Source organism: Mycoplasma anserisalpingitidis, assembly GCF_007859615.1.
GTDB lineage: Bacteria > Bacillota_I > Bacilli_A > Mycoplasmatales > Metamycoplasmataceae > Mycoplasmopsis > Mycoplasmopsis anserisalpingitidis.
Genome location: NZ_CP042295.1, coordinates 899434 through 919558, shown reverse-complemented (window position 1 = coordinate 919558; position 20125 = coordinate 899434). Strand labels below are relative to the sequence as shown.

Sequence of the window (20125 nt, the reverse complement as noted above, 5' to 3'; positions counted from 1 at the left end):
AACTACCTATCAAATGTGGGCGATAACTTCTCCCCCAACATTTTCCTTTCTAGCTGTTTTATCAGTCATAATACCTTTTGAAGTTGAAATAATTGCTGTTCCATAACCTGATAATACTTTAGGTAATTCATCAGCTTTAACGTATACTCTTAAACCTGGTTTTGAAATACGTTTAATTCCTACGATTGCTGATTGTGAACCTTTATATTTTAATGTAACTACTAATGATTTTTCAACACCTTCACCTTCCACTGCATAAGATGAAATGTATCCTTCAGCTAAAATTAAATCTAGAATTTTTGCTTTTTTATTTGAGTAAGGAATTGAAACAGTTTTGTGTTTTCTTTGATTAGAATTTTTGATACGAACGATCATATCTGAAATAGGATCTGTAATAAACATTATCAACTCGCTTTCTTCATACCTGGAATTTTTCCTTCATTAGCTAAGCCTCTGAAGCAGATACGACAAATTTTATATTTTCTTAATACTGAGTGTGGACGTCCACATAATTCACAACGTGTATATGCACGTGTTGAGAATTTAGGGTGACGTTTAGCTTTTTCGATTAATGCTTTTCTAGCCATTATTTATCTCCTTTTTTCTCAAATGGTACACCAACTAATTCTAGTAATGTTCTAGCTTCTTTGTTTGTTTTAGCAGTAGTTACAATTAATACGTCTAATCCTTTGATACGACGGATTTTGTCGAATTCAATTTCAGGGAAGATAATTTCTTCTTTAATTCCTAAAGCAAAGTTTCCTCTACCATCAAATGCTTTAGGGTTTGCACCACGGAAATCACGAATACGTGGCATTGCAACATTAATTAATTTTTCTAAGAAATCTCACATTCTTTCTCTACGTAAAGTTACTTTTCCACCCATAGGCATACCTTCACGTAATTTTCAAGAAGCATTAGATTTTTTAGCTCTTGTTTGGAATGGTTTTTGACTTGTGATTTGTGTTAATTCATTTAAAACTTCTTCAATAGCTTTTGAGTTTGAAACTTCTTTACCAGCTGTCATGTTGATAACAATTTTTTCAATTCTTGGAACTTCCATAATAGATGAGTAATTGTATTTTTCTCTTAAAGCAGGAACTGCTTTCTCTAAATAAACTTGTTTTAAATTCATAATTAAATTTCCTTCTTAGTTTTCTTAGCGATTCTTACTTTTTTACCATCTTTGTTTACTTGGAATCCAATTTTTGAAAATTGAGCGTTTGTATTTTTACCAGCTTTTTTTACTAAATATGCTACGTTTGAAACATGGATTGGAGCTTCGATGTTTGATATTGAACCTTCTGTATTCATTTGTGATGGTTTGTTGTGTTTTGTAACCATATTTAAATCTTTGATAATAACTGTTTGTTTTTTAGAATCGATTTTTTCAATTCTTCCTGTTTTACCTTTTTCTCTTCCAGCAATTACAATAACTTCATCACCTTTTTTAAATTTAACTTTATTCATAAATGACTCCTTATTATAATACTTCAGGTGCTAATGAAACGATTTTTGGGAATCTTTCACGAATTTCACGAGCAACTGGTCCGAACACACGTGTTCCACGTGGTGATAAATCTTCTTTAAGTAAAACAACAGCATTATCATCAAAACGAATATATGAACCGTTTGGACGTTTTGTTCCATAACGACTTCTTACAACTACAGCTTTTACAACTTGTCCTGCTTTAACTCCACCATTAGGAATTGCTTTTTTAACAGAACATACAACAACATCACCAATATTTGCCACTTTCTTTTTGCTTCCACCTAAAATACGGATAACACCAATTTCTTTTGCACCAGAGTTATCTGCAACATTAGCTCTTGATAATTCAATTAACATTAATTATCTCCTTGTGAAGCTTGTGATTTTTCTTTGATTGATACCAATCTAAAATGTTTTGTTTTTGAAAGTGGTCTAGTTTCCATGATTACAACAATATCATTTAATCCAGCTTCATGGTTTTCATCATGAACTGCAAAACGTTTTGTAGATTTGTAACGTTTTGAGTATAAAGTATTTTTCTTGTAAGTATCAACTGCAACAATAATTGTTTTTTCGTTTTTACCTGCAGAAACTACTCTACCAACACGTGTTTTTCTTGCGTTTCTTTCCATAATTATTTAGCTCCTTTTTCATTTAAAGCTGTTAACACTTTAGCAATGTCTTTTCTCATAGCATTAATTTTGTGTGTTTGATCTAAACTTCCAGTAGCATTTTTGAATTTTAATGTTCATAATTCAGCTTTTAAATCGTTTACTAATTTTTGTAATTCTTCAACTGATTTGTCTTTTATGTCTTTGTATAACATTATTCTTCTCCTTGTGTTTTAGCTACTATTCTTCATTTAACTGGTAATTTGTGTCCACCAAGACGTAGAGCATCACGAGCAATATCTTCTCTAACTCCACTTACTTCAAACATCATTGTATCAACTTTAACTGCTGTATATCATTTTTCAGGAGATCCTTTTCCTGATCCCATACGTAACCCAATAGGTTTAGAAGTTTTAGCAAAGTGAGGGAAAATTCTAATAATAACTTGTCCTTCACGTCCCATACGTCTTGTAATAGCGATACGAGCACTCTCGATTTGACGAGCATCTACTCAAGCACTTGTAACTGCTTGTAAACCAAATTCTCCAAAAGCAACAGTGTTACCTTTTTGAGCACGTCTTTTGTCATGTTTTTGTAAGAATGGTTTACGGTATTTTGTTCTCTTTGGTTGAAGCATTATTTGTTATCTCCTTCCAAAATTTCTCCTAATGAAACTCAAACCTTAACACCAATAGCTCCATATGTTGTACGAGCTGTTGCTGTTGCATAATCAACATTTTGTCTTAATGTGTGAAGTTTCATTTCTCCTTCTGAATATCCTTCAGTACGAGCCATATCAACTCCGTTTAAACGTCCACTAACAGCGGTTTTAATACCTTTAGCTCCTGAACGCATAGCGTTTCTGATAGCCATTTTTTGTGCTGTACGGAATGATTCACGGTTTTCTAATTTAATAGCAATTGATTCAGCAAGTAATCTAGCATTTAAATCAGGTTTTTTAAGTTCTACAACTTGAACATTTACATTTAGATTTTTGTTTTTGATTGATTTTGTTAATTTTACTGTTAATTCAGCAATATTTTTACCTTCTTGTCCTAACATTGCTGCTGGTTTAGCTGTATGTACAATAACAGTTACTTTGTTATCTTGAGTTCTTCTAACTTCAACTTGACCAATTTGATATTGACGAACTAAAGCATCAAAGAAATTATAAATTTTAGCATCTTCAACAAGTTTTGATCCAAAGTCTTTTTTATCTTCGTATCATGTTGTGTTGTGTGCTTTAGTTACACCATAACGGAATCCATTTGGATTGACTTTTTGTCCCATTAGTTTCTCTCCTCTAATTTAACTGTTAAGTGTGATGTACGTTTGAAAATAGAATATGCTCTTCCTTGAGATCTAGGTTGAAATCTTTTGAGTGTTGGTCCTTCATTAACTAACACTTCTTTAACAAATAATTTTGACGCGTCCATTCCATGGTTATTAGTTGCATTAGCAACAGCTGATTGGATTAATTTAATAAATAAAGGAGATGCTTTTTTATTTGTGTTGTATAAAATACCAAGTGCTTCTCTTACGTCTTTTCCTCTGAATAAATCAGCAACTAAACGTGCTTTACGAGCACTTACACGTTGCATTTTAACGTGTGCTACTGCTTGTACTTTTTCCATTATTTCTTCTTACCTTTATCTGCACCATGTCCTGTATATGTACGGGTAGGTGAGAATTCTCCTAATTTGTGTCCAACCATATCATCTGTAACATAAACATCAATGAATTGTTTACCATTGTGTACTTGGAATGTTAACCCTACAAAGTGAGGGAAAATTGTAGAACGTCTTGATCAAGTTTTGATAGGTTTTTTAGGTGCTTTACCTTCAACGATAGCATCTACTTTTTTAAGTAAATGATCATCTGCGAAAGGTCCTTTTTTAAGACTACGTGCCATTATTTAGCATCCTTTCTTCTTCTAATAATTAATTTGTTTGAAGATTTCTTAGTTTTTCTTGTTTTAACTCCAAGAGCTTTTTTACCTCAAGGTGTAAGAGGAGCTTTACGACCAACAGGTTGTTTTCCTTCTCCCCCTCCATGTGGGTGATCTACTGGGTTCATTACTGATCCACGTACTGTAGGTCTAACACCCATATGTCTATTTTTACCAGCTTTACCAATATTTACTAATAAGTGTTCTTCATTACCAACAAAACCAATTGTTGCACGACAACGAGCTAAAACACGTCTTGTTTCACCAGATTTTAATCTTAAAACAACATATTTTCCATCATCGTCTTTACCTAAAATTTGTGCAGATGTACCAGCACTACGAGCAATGATACCTCCACCTCCTGGTTGCATTTCAATGTTGTGAACAAATGTACCTTCAGGAATATTACTTAATGGAAGTGAATTACCAACAATAATATCGGCATTTTCACCTGAAACAACAGTTTGCCCAACTTTTATTCCTTTAGGTGCTAAAATATATCTTTTTTCTCCATCTGCATATGCTAATAAACAAATGTTTGCTGATCTGTTTGGATCATATTCAATTGTTTTAACAATAGCTGGAATATTATCTTTATTACGTTTAAAATCAACGATTCTGTAATATCTTTTTACACGACCACCGTGATGACGAACTGTAATTTTTCCTTGGTTATTACGCCCTGCATTGTTTTTTAAAATCACCATTAATGATTTTTCAGGTGCATGACCACTTAAGTTTTGTCTGTAGTCGAGAATTGACATATTACGACGACCATTGGTTGTTGGCTTATAGTATTTAATAGCCATGTCTTTTCTCCTTTGCTTAAAAATAGTTGCGGATCTTTCTTTTAAGCATGACTTTTCCGCTTTACATTGTATTATATAATTAATTTATATTATAGTTAGGGGTATAATTATTCACCACCAACTTTTCTAGTTGTTGTTTTTTTAACATTAGTTTTTGTAGCTGTTTTTGTAGCTTTTTTAACATTTGTGTTTGCTTTTTTAGCAGCAAGTTTTTCAGCAGCTCTTTTTTCAACTTCTGAAACTTCTTTTTTAGCTGTTTTTTTAGTTTTTTCTTCTTTTTCTTCGGCTTTAACTTCATCAGAAGGATAGAAGTTAATTAAGTCACCTTCAGCTAATTTAACAATAGCTTTTTTATAACGGTTTGTAAATCCGTGGTAACGTCCAATGTTTTTTGGTTGTTTTTCAAATTTCATTGTGTTTACTTTTTCAACTTTTACTTGGAAAATGATTTCAATAGCTCTAGCAATTTGGAATTTATTTGCATTATAAGCTACTTCGAATGTATATGAATTATTATTTACTGTTTGTTGATTGCTTTTTTCGGTAATAATAGGTCTTCTAATAATATCTGTAAGTTGCATTATTTAAATTTCCCTTCTAAAATTGAAAGTGATTCATTTGAAATAACCATTAAGTCAGCTAAAAGTAATAATTCAACTGAAATTGAATTTGCTTTAACTGTGTAAACATATGGAACGTTAGCTGTAGATTTGAAAACTGTTTCATCTTCAGTTACAACTAATACACGTCTGTATTCTTTTTCATTTACTAATGAATCTAATTTAGTAATAAACTCTTTTGTTGAGATTTTTGATAATTTTAAATCATCAACTAAAACAGCTTGATCTTGAGCTAAAAGTGTTAATGCTGATTTAAAAGCAGCAAATCTAACTTTTTTGTTAACTTTTAATGAATAATTTTTTTCTGATTGAGGTCCAAATGCTCTTCCACCACCTACGAATTGAGGTGATCTTAAAGAACCTTGACGAGCTCTACCTGTACCTTTTTGTCTTCAAGGTTTTTTACCTGTACCACTTACTTCAGCTCTATTTTTAACTTGGTGTGTACCTTGTCTTCTTGAAGCTCTTTCTGATAAAACTGTATCAAAAATAGCTTGTTCATAGATTTTTTCACTAGCAAAAAGATTTTCAGGAAGTTTTACATTAGCATTTTTTAATTTTGTATCAGCCATGATTATTTATCTCCTTCTTTTGCTTCAGCTTCTTCAGCAGCTTTGATTAAAGGTAATAATTCTGAAGAGTGCATTCCTGCTTTAACTTCAATACCATATTTTTTAGATTTTTCAACTAATTCATTCATTAACATAACTTCTTTAACATCAACTAATTTAATAGCTTCATGGTTTGGAAGTCCTTTAACAGCTTGTTTAATCATAACAAATGATTTTTTAGGTCCAGGAATTGATCCCTTAACTAAAATCATATTATTTTCAACATCAACTTTAACAATTTCTAAGTTTTGAACCGTTGTTTTTGTATTTCCTAATTGTCCAGGCATTGTCATACCTTTAACAACTTTATTACCACTAATGTCCCCTAAAGAACCAGTTTGACGGATAGGTTGAGAACCACCTCCTCCACCGTGTGATTTAGGTCCAATGTGTTGGTTTCATCTTTTAATTGTACCAGCGAAACCTTTCCCTTTAGAAATACCTGTTACATCAACAAGTTCTCCAGATGCAAAAATGCTTGCATCAACCTTTTGTCCAAGTTCATAACCAACCATGTCACGAACTTCTTTAACGTAGCGCTTAGGTGTTGTATTAGCTTTAGAAAAGTGTCCAATTTCAGGTTTGTTTGAACGTTTTTCTTTTTTATCAAAAACAGATAATTGTGTTGCTTCATATCCGTTTTTTTCTTTTGTTAAAACGCTTGTTACAACATTTGGTTCAACTTCAATAACAGTAACTGGAACTGATAATCCAAATTCTGTGTAAATTTGAGTCATACCAATTTTACGTCCTAAGATTCCTTTCATAATTTCTCCTTATTAAATTTTGATTATTTAATTTTAATTTGAATTGCAACTCCACTTGGCAATTCTAATCTTTTAATTTTGTCTTGTGTTTCAACTGTTGGATTTGTGATAACTACAAGTCTTTGGCTTGTTCTTGATTCGTATTGTTCACGACTTTTTTTGTTAACGTGAACTGATCTTAAGATAGTGATTTCTTCTCTCTTTGTTGGGAGAGGAACTGGTCCACTAACTTTAGAACCTGATTTTTCAGCTAAAAGATAGATTTTTTTAGCTGCTTCATCAACCAAAGCATGATCAAAACCTTTGATTTTAATGCTTAATTTGCTCATTGTTGTCTCCTTCGTTCATTTTTTGAACACAGCTCTATATGAAAACCCGTTTCAACCTCAACAACTAATTTTGCTGGAACGACAACCTCATATGTCCTTGCTGTAGTTTCTAAAATATTATATAGATGTTTTAAAATTAACAAAACAAATAATTAAGTAAATTTATTTGAATATTTTTTAAACAACTCTTTTTGGTGTATCGGGTAAATTTTAAGGCAATTTTTTAGTTCTTTTTATATGTATTTATAATATATAATTTTAATTATGGAGATATATGATAGATAATGGTATTTATAAAAAATGAATTAAAAAGGTTCGTAATAAGGAATTTTGAAATAAGTTTCATTCTATTTTATCTAATCTAAATGAAAGTCAATTTAATTCATATTTTGATCAAAAAATCAAAATTGATAAAAGTAATATTATTTTAGAATTAGGAATTGGAACACACTTAGCTAATGAATTTACAATAGCAGCAATTTCAGAAGCTTATTCTAAATTTATTAATAGTGATTCTAAAATAAATAAAAACAAAATTTTAGTAACTTGCCCATCAAATGATGATTTATTAGTTATATCTAATATTTTTTCACGTATTCTTTATAAAAACAATAATGATATTTTCTTTTATGAAAGAAAAGATGATGTTCCATCCAATTTAATGTATTATTTTTCGCAAGAAAATAATTTTGATTATATTATTAATATATCTTCTCATAATAATTCGAAGAAATTAATACAAATTCGTTTAACTGATTCAAAGGGTGTAAGTTTTACTGAAAAAGAAATACAAAAAATAAACTCTCTTTTGCAAGATATTGATCTAACTGAAGTTGAAGTCCCTATTTCTCCAATTCAATTTATGAACTATGAAAAGTTAAATAAAAACTTTTTAAGTAATTTAATTGAACAAAAAGAATACTTAGGTAAATCTGAAAACAAATTAAAATATTACATAAGTTTTCAAGAACAAAAAAATAATGAATTCTACAAAGAAATATTTGATAAAACAAATTTAAAAATCAATATATTAAATAATATAAAAGTAAATAAAAACTTAAGAATTTCTGATGCTACCATTTTCAAAAAAATGAATATCAACTCTCTCATAAAAAGAAATGATGTTAATTTTGTAGTTTCAAATAATGGCGAATCATTTAATATTTCTGTAAAGCATAAAGGTGTGTTTAAATATTTCAAAACCGATGAAATTGCTGGTTTATATTTAGATTATTTAATGAATGATTTTGATATGAATCAAAAATATTTTATTGCAAAATCCAAATTAACTGGAGATTTTGTTAAATCTATAGCAACTTCAAAAAATATTGATGTCATCGAATTTACTAATTGAGATGAATTAAACAAAATTATTCAAGAAAATAAGCAAAAGAAATTGCTTTTTGCTTATGATGAATACAATAGATTTATACCTTTTAAATCTAAATTTATTTTAAATGATGCAATTTCAACTGTTATAGATTTTTATCACATGTGTGAACTTTATAACGAAAACAACATAAATTTATTTGAAAAACTAAATGAAATTAAAAATAAATATTCGAATTTTTATCAATCCACAAAAACCTATGATATGACTTTCGAACAATCAATCAGATTCTTTAGAAGAATTAACGAAAAGGAAAAAATCGGTAAATTTAATGTTGTTAAAAATGAAATTTATAACTTCGATCTAGAAAAAAATAAAACTTTTTGCGAAATAAAACTTAATAATAAAAATGGAATTAAAATAATTTATGATAAATTTACCGAAAAAATAACAATTTATGTTGAAACCGTAGGTAAAACATCAAATGACAAAAATAATGATGATTACTTAAATTTAATTGTGCAAGGTAAGGAAATTCTTGATGCAATTAATGAACTAAGAGAAGACTTTGTTATTAAAAAATTTAGTCTAAGAGGTTTTTTAAAATATAGTTTTTTAGTTGCTTTAACTGTTGGTATATTTATTTTCCTTTTCTATGTTGTTTATAATATCAAACTAGAAAACAACAAAAGCGTTTCACCGCTCTTTGTATTGCAGACAATTTGGATGTTTGTTAGATATGATAAAATGACTAGATTTTTATTTGTAGTTATATTTATCTTTATTTTGTTTGAAATGTTTATAAATGCTTTGATTTTCAAACGACTGTTCATGTATCAAAATGAAAAAGTAAACTTATGAACTTTATTTGTAGGTAGTTTTATTGGAATTATAATTCAAAATATTACACCAAAATCAATTGGTTCTGATATTGCCACATATTGATATTTAAGAAGAAAAAATGTCAATCGTTCAAAATTAATTAGTTCTGTAATTCTTAATACTTTCATATGACAATTAACTAATATTGTTTTAAGTATAATTGTAGTTCCTGTTGGTTTGGTATTCTATAAAGAATTATTTACTAGTGGTTCATCAAACAACATTTTCTCATTTACATTCTTTTTAGTCTTAAGTTTATTATCAGATACTTTATTTTCACTTTTTTTCCTTGTTTTAGCAGGATACAAAAGAATCCAAACACCAATTTTAAAAGCAATTATAAAAATTATTGAATGATTTTCATTTATTGGAATTGCAAAAACTGATGAACTTTATGCTAATTGAAAATATGAATTATATAAAGTAAGTAATGGAATTAATGTAGTATTTAAAAGATGATGAAGAATTTGTGAGCTAGTATTTTATAAATCTTCAGTTTGATTCCTTGCACCGATTTCTTTATACTTACATTATATGAATATGCTTGATGAAAACTTAATAGGTGGTTGGTACTTTAATATGACAATTTCACAGTTCTTGGTAAGAAATGTTAACTCATTTAGCCCTACTCCAGGGGGAACTGGAACATCAGATTACTTTACAAAAATAATTTATAGGATAACTCTTTCTGATAGTATTGATCAATTTGGCTTTGATTTAGAAAACCGTTCATCTATAATTACAGCAATAAAAACCTTTGGTCAAATTGTAATACCTTCGCTTTTATCAGCTATTGCTTTATTTATTGTTTATATTGGTGAAAAAAGAATACAATTCTATAAACAAAAGAATAAGAATAACTTATTAATCAATAATCAAACAATTGTTTATAGTAAAACCAAAAGTAAGTTCAATAGAATTGCTGGTCCTACTTTCATAATCTCAGTTTTAACATTGATTTTATTATTTATATTTATATAGGAGTAATATGCAACTTTCTGATCATCCATCCTTGCAATCAAATATTGATAAAAGAAAAAGTAAAAATTTAGAATTACTAAAAAAGATTACAAAGTTTTGTGAAGAAAATAATTTGTTTTACTCACTTTATTTTGGAAGTGCGTTAGGTGCAGTAAGAGATAAAGAAATAATAAAATGAGATGCTGATATCGATATCATAATCAATCTTGAAACTTATGAAAAGTTAAAACAACAGTTTCCTAAAAATGTTATTGACAATAAAAATTGCAAAAATTATTGTTATCAATTCCCAAGATTCGTCGATACATATGACGAAAAAAATCCAAATTCTTCATTTGTAGATTTATTTATTGCTATTGAAAGTGAACCAGAAAAATTTTTGAGATATTCAAAGTCAAAATTTAATAAGTTAAGAGCTTTCAAGGGTTATTTTAAGAATTTTAGAACATTTTATACTCATAAATTTGCACAAAATTTAATTGTTCTATGTGTCAAAATATTACTCTTCTGAGTAAGACCTTTAACTGTTGAAGATGCACAAAAACAAGTTAAAACAGATAAGGATACTGGAATTTACTTTATTGTTCATTGACCTAATTCTAAACAAAAATTAATTGATGATCATATAATTCTTAAAAGAGATACTCAAGAAATTATTAAAGTTGAGTTAAATGGACATAAATTTAATGTTGTTAAAAACATACAATTTTACCTTGAACAAATATATGGCCAAAATTGAATAACTCCCATAAAATCAAATAACTATGTTTTTTATGGTTATTATGAAATGGGAAAAAGCAAATAAAAAATCAACATTTGTAGTTAATCTGCTTTAATGTTGATTTTTTTGTTTACTTAACTAAAAGTGAAACTCCATCCATTTCTTTAGGTTGTTTTACACCAATGTAATCTAAAATAGTTGGAGCTACATCAGCTAATTTACCATCTTTTAATTTAATGCTTTTATCACTAGAAATAAGCATTACAGGGCTGCTTGTGTGTTTTGTAGCTGGTTTACCATTTTCATCTTCTGTGATTTCAGCATTACCATGGTCTGCAGTGATGAAAACAGTAATATCATTTTTCTCAGCTCAGTCAAAAATTCTTTTAATTTGTGTATCTAAAAATGAAACAGCTTCAATTGTAGATTTAAGGTTTCCTGTGTGACCAACCATATCTGGGTTTGCAAAGTTCATAATTGTAACATCATAGTTCGCACCATATTCTAATAGTTTGTCAGTAATACCTTCAGCAGACATATGTGGAGCATCAGCATATGATTCAACCTTTAATGAGTCAACTAAAATTCTCTTTGAATTTTTAAATTCAATATCATTTCCACCATCCATAAAGAATGTTACGTGTGCATATTTTTGAGTTTCAGCAATTCTTAATTGAGTTTTTCCTTCTAATTCTAAAACTCTACCAATTGGCATTGAAATTTCCATTTCATCAAATGCAACTATAGTATTTAACCCTTCATATTTCATCATTGAAATGAATTTGTTAATTTTAACTGGATGAGTAGGTTTATTTTCATATAATGATGAACCAATAAATAAGTGAGTTAATTGTCTTGCTCTATCTGGACGGAAGTTAAAGAAAATAATTGAGTCACCACCTCTAACAAAATCTTCTTTTGAACATTTTTTGTTTATTGAAGGAACGAAAAATTCGTCAGAAACTTCATTTTTGTATGACTCTTCTACAAATTCGATAGCTGAATTATATGTAGAAGAACTGTTTCCTAATAAAGCTTCATAGTGTTTTTCAACTCTATCAAACATTTTATCACGGTCCATTCCATAGAATCTTCCACCAATCGATGCAATTTTGTATCCGAATTTATCAACAAGTTCTTGTAATTTTTCAATTGATTGTTTAATTGAACGAGGAGCAACATCACGACCGTCACCAAAAGCATGAACTGAAACTTTCTTTAGACCAAAAGCGTGTGCTTCTCTTAAAATTTCAAATAAGTGATCTTCTAATGAGTGGACACCACCTGGACTTAAAAGACCCATAACATGTAAAGTAGAATCATTTTTCTTAACATCGTTAAATGCTTCTAAAAAAGCTTTATTTTTTCCAAATTCTTTGTTTTTAAGTGCGTTTGCTATTAGTGATAAACCTGTGTACACAATTGTTCCAGCACCAATATTTAAGTGACCTACTTCTGAATTTCCCATTTGTCCGCTTGGTAATCCTACAAATTCACCACTGGCTTGAATAACACTATTTGGATATTCTTTGAATAATTTATCAAAAGTTGGTGTATTTGCAAGTGCAAATCCATTTCCCTGAGTTTCTTTTCTTAATCCTAAACCATCAATAACTATTAATACAGTTTTTTTCATAAGTTTTCTCCTATATTATTTTTAAATTTATTTAATTATACTCTAAAGTATTTTTATATTTTGATACTTATTTTATTTGAATTTTAAATGTTGGTAATGTATCTATTTTTAAAAAAATCAAACATTATTGTTTGATCTCTATTCAATATCTTTGAATCCTTCATTGTACAAATTAGCATAGATACCATTTTTAGAAAGCAATTCTTTGTGGCTACCACTTTCAAGAATTACACCGTGATCCATCACTAAAATATTTGTTGCTTTTTTAATTGTGGATAATCTATGAGCAATTATCAACATCGTTTTATCTTTCATCATTAATTTAATACAATTTTGGATTTTTTGTTCAGTAATACTGTCAATGTTGCTTGTTGCTTCATCCATAATAATTAATTTTTTCTCTGAAGCTAACGCTCTTGCTATAGAAACTAACTGTCTTTGGCCTTGTGATAATTCTTCTGCGTTGTGGCTTAGCTTTGTATTATATTTTTCTTTTAGTGTTTGAACATATTCATCAAGACCAATTTCTTTACAAATTTCAACAACTTTTTCCTCTGAAATTTTCTTATTAGCACTTTTTATATTATTCATTAAAGTATCTTCGAAAAGCATAACATCTTGAGAAATAAGGGCTATATTTTCTCTTCAACTTTTTGCATTATGTTCAATTGCATTTTGTCCATCTATAAGCACTTGTCCATCATTAGTTTCATAAAATTTCATTAAAATTTTACTAATTGTTGTTTTTCCACATCCAGTATGACCTACTAATGCTAGTGATTCACCTGGTTTTATAGTGAAATTAATGTTTTTTAACACTTTAACATTTGGGTTTGACGGATAAGAAAAATTAACAGATTTGAATTCTACTTTTCCTTCTTTGAATTTAAAATTAGGTTTAATTCTATCTTCTTTGTCATTCGAAATTTTAAGAAGGTTTTCAATTCTATCTCAACTTGAAATACCTTGTTGTAATTCAGCAGATATATTTAATAAGTTAGAAATACTGTTTGTAAAAGTTTTTCCATAAACATTAAAAGAAGTCACAACTCCCACAGTATAAACCCCATAAATTCCATATGAAGGATATGATTTAACTATAAAAGTAATTCCAATGATTATGATTATCAATTCAGCTATAACTTTTAACGCTGAATAGGTTGGGTAAGCAATTGTTTGATATGTAAAAGCTTTTTTAGTTACTTTTCTATGGTAGTTATTGTGTTCATCAAATTTCTTTTCAATTTTATCTCATTGTCTATGAACTCTTACAAGTGGAAGAATATCTAACGTTTCCTCTAAATAAGCGTTTAATGCGCCAAAAGCATCTCTTGATTTTTTTCATTGTTTTCTACTTTTTGAAACCAAAATGATAAAAAGAATTGAAATTGGTGGGATTATTAAGTAAGTAATTAATCCTAAAATTGGTGCCAATAACATCATTCAAAATGTTGAAAGCACAATATCGAAAACAAAATCACATAAACTTAGCAATACACTATTCATGCTTGAAAAAGCTGAAACTGTATCTTCTGTAACAACAGCCATAAAATCACCAGTTTTTTCTGTTTCGAAATTGAAAAAACTCATTTCTTGGATGTGTTTGTATAAATTACTTCTCATTTCGCGTTCAAATCGTGTTGTTATTTTGGTCATAAAGTAAGTTGTTAAACCAACAAAAGCTCTATGAATTACATACATTAGTAAGAATGCAATCAAAACAATCAAAAAGATTGTCAAATTGAAATTTTCTAAATTTTCTTTTGCAAAAAATTTATCTAAAATTCATCCTGTACCAAAACCAATGGCACTTCAACTAAAGGCTTTGACAAATGCAAAAGTTATGAAAGTAGCTCATGCTTTCGGTTTGACTTTGGCAGCATACAGCATTCTTAAAAAGGTCTTAAATGAACTATTGCTTTTCATAATTCTCCTTTTGTACAGATGCAAAATCTTTATAAATTTGACATCTAGCTAATAATTCACTGTGAGTTCCTTGATCAATAATTTTTCCTGCATCTAACACAATAATAGTGTCGGCATTTGAAACTGAATTAATTTTTTGTGAAATTATAAAAACTGTTGTGTTAATTAAACTATTTGATAAATTCTTTCTAACTAACAAATCAGTTTTGTTATCCAAAGCACTTGTTGTGTCATCTAAAACTAGTATTTGTGGGTTTTTTAAGATAGCTTGTGCTATTGCTATTCTTTGTTTTTGCCCACCACTTAAATTAATTCCCCTTTGGCCGATTAGTTGATCAAATTTTTTGTCATATTCATTAACAAAATCTAAACAAGCTACTTTTGAAGCTTTTTCTACTGCATCTTTAGCATAATTATGTGTTGAAAATTCAATATTTTCTTTGATAGTACCACTAAAAATAAGAGGTTTTTGGAAAACTTGACTAACTTTTGAATGAAAATCATTGTAATCGATTTCATTTATGTTTACACCACCAACAAAAATTTCACCATCAGTTGGTTTCAATTCTTTAACCAAAAGTAGTGCTAGAGTACTTTTTCCTGAACCAGTTTTTCCTATTACACCAACAGTTTTATTTGATGGAATTTTAAAGCTTATGTTTTTTAAGGTATTTTGATCACTGTCTGAATTTGAATATTTAAAACTTACATTTTTAAATTCAATTTCATTGCTTATTAATTTAATTTCTTTAGCACTTTGAATTTCTTCGCATTCAATATTTAATATTTCTAAATATCTTTTTGCACTAACTTGTGAACGAGTTAAACTGTTTATTGTTTGAGATAGACTGAAAATTGAACTCGAAATAATTCACATATATGAGTTAAATTGATAAATTTTACCAACTTCTGAACTAGAATTAGCAGCTCCAGTAAAATATATTAGTAGTCCACCGATTAAAAATACTATGATTGTTGCAATATCGTTTGAAAAATCATTAAATCTTCAAGCTATTATGTTCAATTTGTTCGCTTTAATCGAAATATCGTAAAGTTTATTGTTGGATTTTGAAAAAACTTCATATCTATCATCTTCAAGATTGTATGATTTAACTAATTGAATTAAATTAATGTCTTCTTTAACTTTATCATTGATTTCTTCAAAAACAGCGTTTTCTTTTCTAAAAAGAGGAAAAATTTTGTAAATAATAATTGATGAAATAATTATTATTAGAGGAATTAAAATAAAGATACTTATTGAATATAAAATACTTAAAGTTATTGAGAAAATTAAACCTCAAACTAAGTTAAAAATATTTTGTAAAATAGACTTAGTAACAAAATAAATTCCATCAACAATTTTTCTTATATCATTACTAAAAAGTGTCATAATTCTTGCGTAACTTAGTGAATCAATTTGTTCCTTTTTAAGTTTAATTATTTTATTAAACATTATTTTTCTAGTTTCATATCTAGTTTGATTCAAAATATAATTATTTAATAAGGATGGAATCAAATTGCATAAAAAAAGTAAAAATGCTGCACATAAAGTAATTATTACCAATAAATTATAATTATCCAATGTCTCCGAATTACTACTAAATTTTCACAAGAAAATTTCAATATAGTTAATTTCTTTTGCATTTGCATATTCAATAAACTGCCTAATTAAAGAAGGAATCAACATTACAACAAAGCTAGGTATAAAGTTAAAAACAACTGTAATCAAGATTACAAATTTTAATTTGGTACTAAATAATTTAATAACCCTTAACATAAATTAAATTATAATTTAATATATTATTTTAATGTAGTAAAAGGATAAAATGTTGATAGGTCAAAAAATAAGAATAAAATCTCAAGTAGAATTGGCAGATTTGGCTAAACAAATTCTTGAAATTAAACCAAAAATTAAGTTTGTTTTACTCAGCGGTGATCTTGGTGCTGGCAAAACTACTTTTGTGAAATATTTAGCATCGGAATTAGGAATAAAACAAAATATCATATCACCAACATTTAACTATATGAAGAATTATAATGGGTTGATTCATATCGATGCATACAATTTAAGTGGTGATTTAGATGAGTTTGAAGATTTTTTTGAAGATAATATAATTGCAATAGAATGATTTAAAAATTTAAGTGTTAATTTTCAAAATGCATTAATAATCAATATCAAGATTATTGATAAAGATACTAGAGAGTTTCAAATTGAAAGGATATAATGAAAGTATATTTAGACACTGCAACCGAAGATTTTTTTGTAGCACTTTTTGATGATAATTATTCTTTAGTAGATAAAATACATTTAGAAAATTATAGAAAAAAAGTTTCATTAATTCCAGAGCAATTTAGTGAATTATTGAATAGAAATTCTTTACAAATTAGTCAAATTAATCAATTTATCACAAATATTGGACCAGGTTTTTTTACAGGTGTTCGTTCAGGAATGGTTTTTTTTAGAACTATTTCGATGCAGCTTAATAAAAAATTTTCAACAATTTCTACATTTGAAATTTTACATGAACAAAATAAAGAAATGAAATTTATTTATTTAGATGCTCAAGGTGATAAACTATATAAATTCAACTCTAAATTATATGGACAAGAAAATATAAAAGCACTTATTGAAGTTGTAGAAAAAGTGGAAAATATTAATATTAGTAAAATAAATTTTGAACAACTTTCAAACAATTTTGGAAATTATAAAAAATATTTCAACAATCAAGAACCATTAAAACAAGAAGTTTTATACATTAAAAAACCACAAATAGGAGTGAAAAAATAATGAAGATTTTAGGTATTGAAACCAGCCATGATGATACTTCTATAGCAATTTTGGAAGATGGCAAGATTATTGATATGATGACAATTTCTCAGATAGATATTTTTAAGGAATTTGGTGGTACAATTCCTGAAATTTCATCAAGAGAACATGTGCAAAACATTTCAATTATTCATGATTTATTATTAAAAAAACATAATCTTAATGAAATTGACTATATCGCTTACACAAAAGAACCTGGTTTAATTGGAACATTGCAAGTTGGTTTTTTATTTGCTAATGCTTTAAGTCTATCCTTAAATAAACCTTTAATACCAATAAATCACCTTGAAGGACATTTTTTCAGTGCAACAATAACAAATGAAGTTACTTTCCCAAGTCTTTGCCTATTAGTCTCGGGTGGCCATACACAATTAATTTATGCTAAAAATTATTTTGAAACAGAAATAATCGGTGAAACTCTTGATGATGCTGTTGGTGAAGTTTTTGACAAAGTTTCAAGAAGATTGCAAACTGGTTTTCCAGGTGGGCCAGCAATTGATAAGATTTTTAATTCTTATTCAGGTGAATATATTAGCTTTACGCAACCTCACACTGAAAATAAATATGATTTTTCATTTAGTGGATTAAAAAGTCAAGTTTTAAATTATTGCAACACAATAGAAATGAAAAATATGGAGTTAAATAAAGAACAAATCGCTAGTTCATTTCAGTATACCGCAATTAATTATTTAATAAACAAAACTAAGAGTGCACTAGAAGAATTTCATGTAAATTCATTAATTCTGGGTGGTGGTGTCAGTGCGAACTCATATTTAAGAAATGAATTCAGAAAACTTCATAATAATGTCATAATTCCTGATATGAAATATACAACTGATAATGGAGCAATGATTGCTCAAGTAGCTTATTTAAGATTAACAAAGAAGGGGTAAAAATTGGCAAATATACCAAAAATTTTTTTCGTTGACCTTGATGGGACGTTGATAAATAAAAAAAATAAAAAGCTTATTTCGGATAAAAATCTTAAAGCAGTTGAATGAATAAATCAAGAATCAAAATTTATTATAACAACCGGAAGAAGTTATTGTGATAGAAAAGTTAAAAGAATTTTAAAAATGACTAATTCAGACACGGCAATTTTAAGTTCTGGAGCACAAATTCTATATAAAAATCAATTAATTAAGGAATCCTTCTTTGCTGTAAACGAAGTGTCAAAAATTATCGAAATCGCAAAAAAACATAAGATTAATTTTGCTTTATTTACAAGCGAAAAAGAATATTTAATAACACAAAACCGCTTGTATAAATTAATTTCAAGTTTAACACAAAGCAAAAGAATGAAGTCTTTACATATCAAAGAAATCAATAAAATAGACTTAAATAAAATTCTTAAAATTACTTTTATTGTTTATCCATTTCAAATAAATAAAATTCTTAAAAAACTTAGATATTCTGTCACAGAAGTTAATTACTTTTCTGCTCATTATAATTGAGTTATCGAAATAACTTCTTCTAGAGTTTCTAAATCTGCTCAAGCACTTGAAATATGTCAAAAATTGAATATTGATCCACATGATTGTATTAACTTTGGTGACTCTATGGCTGATGAAGATTTATCAAGAGTTTTAGGTCAATCTGTAGCGATGCAAAACGGAGATTTTGAGTACATAAAAAATGCAACTTTTATTGCACCGCACTATAAATATGATGGTTTTTACCATGTTGTTAGTGAATTATTAAATAAAAAGGAGGAAGAAAATAATTAACCATGAATATTAAAAAACCTAAAATTATTTTTATTGATCTTGATGGTACTTCATTAGATATAAAAGACTCAATGCATTCAAATTTTAGTGATGAAAATATAAAGGCTATTAATGAAGTATCAAAAGAAATACCTATTATTGTTTCAACTGGTAGAGGTTACAATAGTGAAACGTTAAGAATTTTAGAAACTATTAATGCTACTAATTATATTCTTTGAAACGGAGCAAAAATTTTTATAAACCATAAAGAAGTGATTTCTAAGAAAATAGAACATCAAGCTGTCAAAAATCTACTTGAAGATATTGCTAAAAACAAAGTTTTTGCGGTTTTTAATTCCGACTTAAAGAAAAGTTTCACTAAATCAATAATTTTTAAAATTGTTGATGTATTTAAGGGATTTAAGAATAATTTAGACTATCTTGAGTCAGTTCCTTTCGATACTTTTAAAATTTTAGTTTTTGCGTTATCTAAGAAAAAACTAAGAAAATTACAAAAGCAATGGTCTGAAAAATATGAAGGTATTTTAGAAGTTTCTTTCAGTGGTAAACAAAATAACTTAATGGAAATCACTTCATTTAATGCAAGTAAGGGACTTTCTGAAAAACAGTATTGTGAAATGTTCGGAATCGATACAAAAGATGCAATGCACATTGGTGATTCAATGAACGATGCATCAGCAAAAGAATTGCTCGGTACAGTTGTTGCAATGAGAAACTCGTCAGAATTATTCAAAAATGTTGCAGATATAACATTAGATTTTGATTATAAAAATGCTGGATTAGCCAGATTTATAAGACAATTCATAAATAAAAATTAATGTTTTTTTATTGATATCTAAATTTAATAAAAATTTATTTTAATATATAATATTGCTTATAGCGTGCTAAATTAAAAGCATATTTATAAA

25 protein-coding genes and 1 pseudogene are annotated in these 20125 nt (G+C 27.9%); 7 read left to right on the top strand and 19 right to left on the bottom strand.

The features are described 5' to 3' along the window. Nucleotides 1-6: 6 nt before the first annotated feature. From rpsH to rpsJ, 16 genes and pseudogenes are all read right to left on the bottom strand, one after another. On the bottom strand, nucleotides 7-402 hold the full coding sequence (rpsH, locus tag FRW55_RS03825; RefSeq protein WP_146367697.1) for a 30S ribosomal protein S8: 396 nt from the start codon (nucleotides 400-402) through the stop codon (nucleotides 7-9). Beyond that, a complete protein-coding gene (locus FRW55_RS03820; RefSeq protein WP_006886404.1) occupies nucleotides 402-587 on the bottom strand; it encodes a type Z 30S ribosomal protein S14 in 186 nt (61 codons plus the stop codon). Before FRW55_RS03820 ends, rpsH begins: the two co-directional genes overlap by 1 nt. Further along, a complete protein-coding gene (gene rplE, locus FRW55_RS03815; RefSeq protein ID WP_319000242.1) occupies nucleotides 587-1141 on the bottom strand; it encodes a 50S ribosomal protein L5 in 555 nt (184 codons plus the stop codon). The genes FRW55_RS03820 and rplE overlap by 1 nt, the downstream gene beginning before the upstream one ends. Continuing rightward, nucleotides 1138-1470, bottom strand: a complete 333-nt coding sequence (gene rplX, locus FRW55_RS03810; protein WP_146367694.1) for a 50S ribosomal protein L24 — start codon at nucleotides 1468-1470, stop codon at nucleotides 1138-1140. Before rplX ends, rplE begins: the two co-directional genes overlap by 4 nt. Before the next feature lie 13 nt (nucleotides 1471-1483). Beyond that, nucleotides 1484-1849, bottom strand: coding sequence for a 50S ribosomal protein L14 (gene rplN / locus FRW55_RS03805; protein ID WP_146367693.1), 366 nt, complete (start codon nucleotides 1847-1849; stop codon nucleotides 1484-1486). Next, nucleotides 1849-2124 (bottom strand): 30S ribosomal protein S17, encoded by a 276-nt coding sequence (gene rpsQ / locus FRW55_RS03800; RefSeq protein WP_146367692.1) that lies wholly within the window; start codon nucleotides 2122-2124, stop codon nucleotides 1849-1851. The genes rplN and rpsQ overlap by 1 nt, the downstream gene beginning before the upstream one ends. 2 nt (nucleotides 2125-2126) lie before the next feature. Further along, the gene (gene rpmC, locus FRW55_RS03795; protein WP_006886409.1) at nucleotides 2127-2318 is read right to left on the bottom strand and encodes a 50S ribosomal protein L29; all 192 of its coding nucleotides are present in this window, start codon (nucleotides 2316-2318) and stop codon (nucleotides 2127-2129) included. Continuing rightward, nucleotides 2318-2740 carry a 50S ribosomal protein L16 gene (rplP, locus tag FRW55_RS03790; protein WP_146308999.1) on the bottom strand — a complete coding sequence of 141 codons (423 nt, stop codon included), beginning with the start codon at nucleotides 2738-2740 and terminating at the stop codon, nucleotides 2318-2320. Before rplP ends, rpmC begins: the two co-directional genes overlap by 1 nt. Beyond that, the gene (rpsC, locus tag FRW55_RS03785) at nucleotides 2740-3393 is read right to left on the bottom strand and encodes a 30S ribosomal protein S3 (protein WP_146368793.1); all 654 of its coding nucleotides are present in this window, start codon (nucleotides 3391-3393) and stop codon (nucleotides 2740-2742) included. The genes rplP and rpsC overlap by 1 nt, the downstream gene beginning before the upstream one ends. Then, a complete protein-coding gene (gene rplV, locus FRW55_RS03780; RefSeq protein WP_146368792.1) occupies nucleotides 3393-3737 on the bottom strand; it encodes a 50S ribosomal protein L22 in 345 nt (114 codons plus the stop codon). Before rplV ends, rpsC begins: the two co-directional genes overlap by 1 nt. Next, on the bottom strand, nucleotides 3737-4015 hold the full coding sequence (gene rpsS, locus FRW55_RS03775; protein ID WP_006886413.1) for a 30S ribosomal protein S19: 279 nt from the start codon (nucleotides 4013-4015) through the stop codon (nucleotides 3737-3739). The genes rplV and rpsS overlap by 1 nt, the downstream gene beginning before the upstream one ends. Further along, nucleotides 4015-4860 carry a 50S ribosomal protein L2 gene (rplB, locus tag FRW55_RS03770; protein WP_146309001.1) on the bottom strand — a complete coding sequence of 282 codons (846 nt, stop codon included), beginning with the start codon at nucleotides 4858-4860 and terminating at the stop codon, nucleotides 4015-4017. The genes rpsS and rplB overlap by 1 nt, the downstream gene beginning before the upstream one ends. A 107-nt stretch (nucleotides 4861-4967) precedes the next feature. Continuing rightward, a complete protein-coding gene (gene rplW, locus FRW55_RS03765) occupies nucleotides 4968-5441 on the bottom strand; it encodes a 50S ribosomal protein L23 (protein WP_146368791.1) in 474 nt (157 codons plus the stop codon). Beyond that, the gene (gene rplD / locus FRW55_RS03760; protein WP_146368790.1) at nucleotides 5441-6052 is read right to left on the bottom strand and encodes a 50S ribosomal protein L4; all 612 of its coding nucleotides are present in this window, start codon (nucleotides 6050-6052) and stop codon (nucleotides 5441-5443) included. Before rplD ends, rplW begins: the two co-directional genes overlap by 1 nt. 146 nt (nucleotides 6053-6198) lie before the next feature. Beyond that, nucleotides 6199-6858, bottom strand: a pseudogene (rplC, locus tag FRW55_RS03755) (50S ribosomal protein L3); the annotation flags it as partial. A 23-nt stretch (nucleotides 6859-6881) separates the two neighbouring features. Then, entirely contained in the window at nucleotides 6882-7187 is a 306-nt protein-coding gene (gene rpsJ, locus FRW55_RS03750; protein WP_146309005.1) for a 30S ribosomal protein S10, read from the bottom strand. 274 nt (nucleotides 7188-7461) lie between these two features. On the opposite strand from rpsJ, the gene FRW55_RS03745 reads away from it, so the two are divergent. Then, entirely contained in the window at nucleotides 7462-10380 is a 2919-nt protein-coding gene (locus tag FRW55_RS03745) for a lysylphosphatidylglycerol synthase transmembrane domain-containing protein (protein ID WP_146368789.1), read from the top strand. Nucleotides 10381-10387: 7 nt separating this feature from the next. Further along, the gene (gene mf1 / locus FRW55_RS03740; protein WP_146368788.1) at nucleotides 10388-11185 is read left to right on the top strand and encodes a diacylglycerol cholinephosphotransferase Mf1; all 798 of its coding nucleotides are present in this window, start codon (nucleotides 10388-10390) and stop codon (nucleotides 11183-11185) included. Between the two features lie 46 nt (nucleotides 11186-11231). Here the strand turns inward: mf1 and gpmI are convergent, their stop codons facing one another. The 3 genes from gpmI to FRW55_RS03725 form a co-directional block, all read right to left on the bottom strand. Continuing rightward, a complete protein-coding gene (gene gpmI, locus FRW55_RS03735) occupies nucleotides 11232-12737 on the bottom strand; it encodes a 2,3-bisphosphoglycerate-independent phosphoglycerate mutase (protein ID WP_146368787.1) in 1506 nt (501 codons plus the stop codon). A gap of 138 nt (nucleotides 12738-12875) precedes the next feature. Continuing rightward, nucleotides 12876-14663: an ABC transporter ATP-binding protein gene (locus tag FRW55_RS03730; protein WP_146368786.1), complete on the bottom strand. Its 1788-nt coding sequence runs from the start codon at nucleotides 14661-14663 to the stop codon at nucleotides 12876-12878. Beyond that, complete coding sequence (locus tag FRW55_RS03725; protein ID WP_146368785.1) at nucleotides 14650-16440, bottom strand: ABC transporter ATP-binding protein; 1791 nt, start codon at nucleotides 16438-16440, stop codon at nucleotides 14650-14652. Before FRW55_RS03725 ends, FRW55_RS03730 begins: the two co-directional genes overlap by 14 nt. 49 nt (nucleotides 16441-16489) lie before the next feature. Here FRW55_RS03725 and tsaE point away from each other — a divergent pair, with 49 nt between their 5' ends. From tsaE to FRW55_RS03700, 5 genes are read left to right on the top strand one after another with little or no spacing between them, the layout of a single operon-like run. After that, nucleotides 16490-16888: a tRNA (adenosine(37)-N6)-threonylcarbamoyltransferase complex ATPase subunit type 1 TsaE gene (tsaE, locus tag FRW55_RS03720; RefSeq protein WP_146368784.1), complete on the top strand. Its 399-nt coding sequence runs from the start codon at nucleotides 16490-16492 to the stop codon at nucleotides 16886-16888. Then, nucleotides 16888-17451: a tRNA (adenosine(37)-N6)-threonylcarbamoyltransferase complex dimerization subunit type 1 TsaB gene (gene tsaB / locus FRW55_RS03715; protein WP_146368783.1), complete on the top strand. Its 564-nt coding sequence runs from the start codon at nucleotides 16888-16890 to the stop codon at nucleotides 17449-17451. Before tsaE ends, tsaB begins: the two co-directional genes overlap by 1 nt. Then, entirely contained in the window at nucleotides 17451-18383 is a 933-nt protein-coding gene (gene tsaD / locus FRW55_RS03710; protein WP_146368782.1) for a tRNA (adenosine(37)-N6)-threonylcarbamoyltransferase complex transferase subunit TsaD, read from the top strand. Before tsaB ends, tsaD begins: the two co-directional genes overlap by 1 nt. Nucleotides 18384-18386: 3 nt before the next feature. Further along, nucleotides 18387-19217, top strand: coding sequence for an HAD-IIB family hydrolase (locus FRW55_RS03705; protein WP_146367678.1), 831 nt, complete (start codon nucleotides 18387-18389; stop codon nucleotides 19215-19217). 2 nt (nucleotides 19218-19219) lie between these two features. Further along, the gene (locus FRW55_RS03700) at nucleotides 19220-20035 is read left to right on the top strand and encodes an HAD-IIB family hydrolase (RefSeq protein ID WP_146368781.1); all 816 of its coding nucleotides are present in this window, start codon (nucleotides 19220-19222) and stop codon (nucleotides 20033-20035) included. Nucleotides 20036-20125 lie beyond the last annotated feature (90 nt).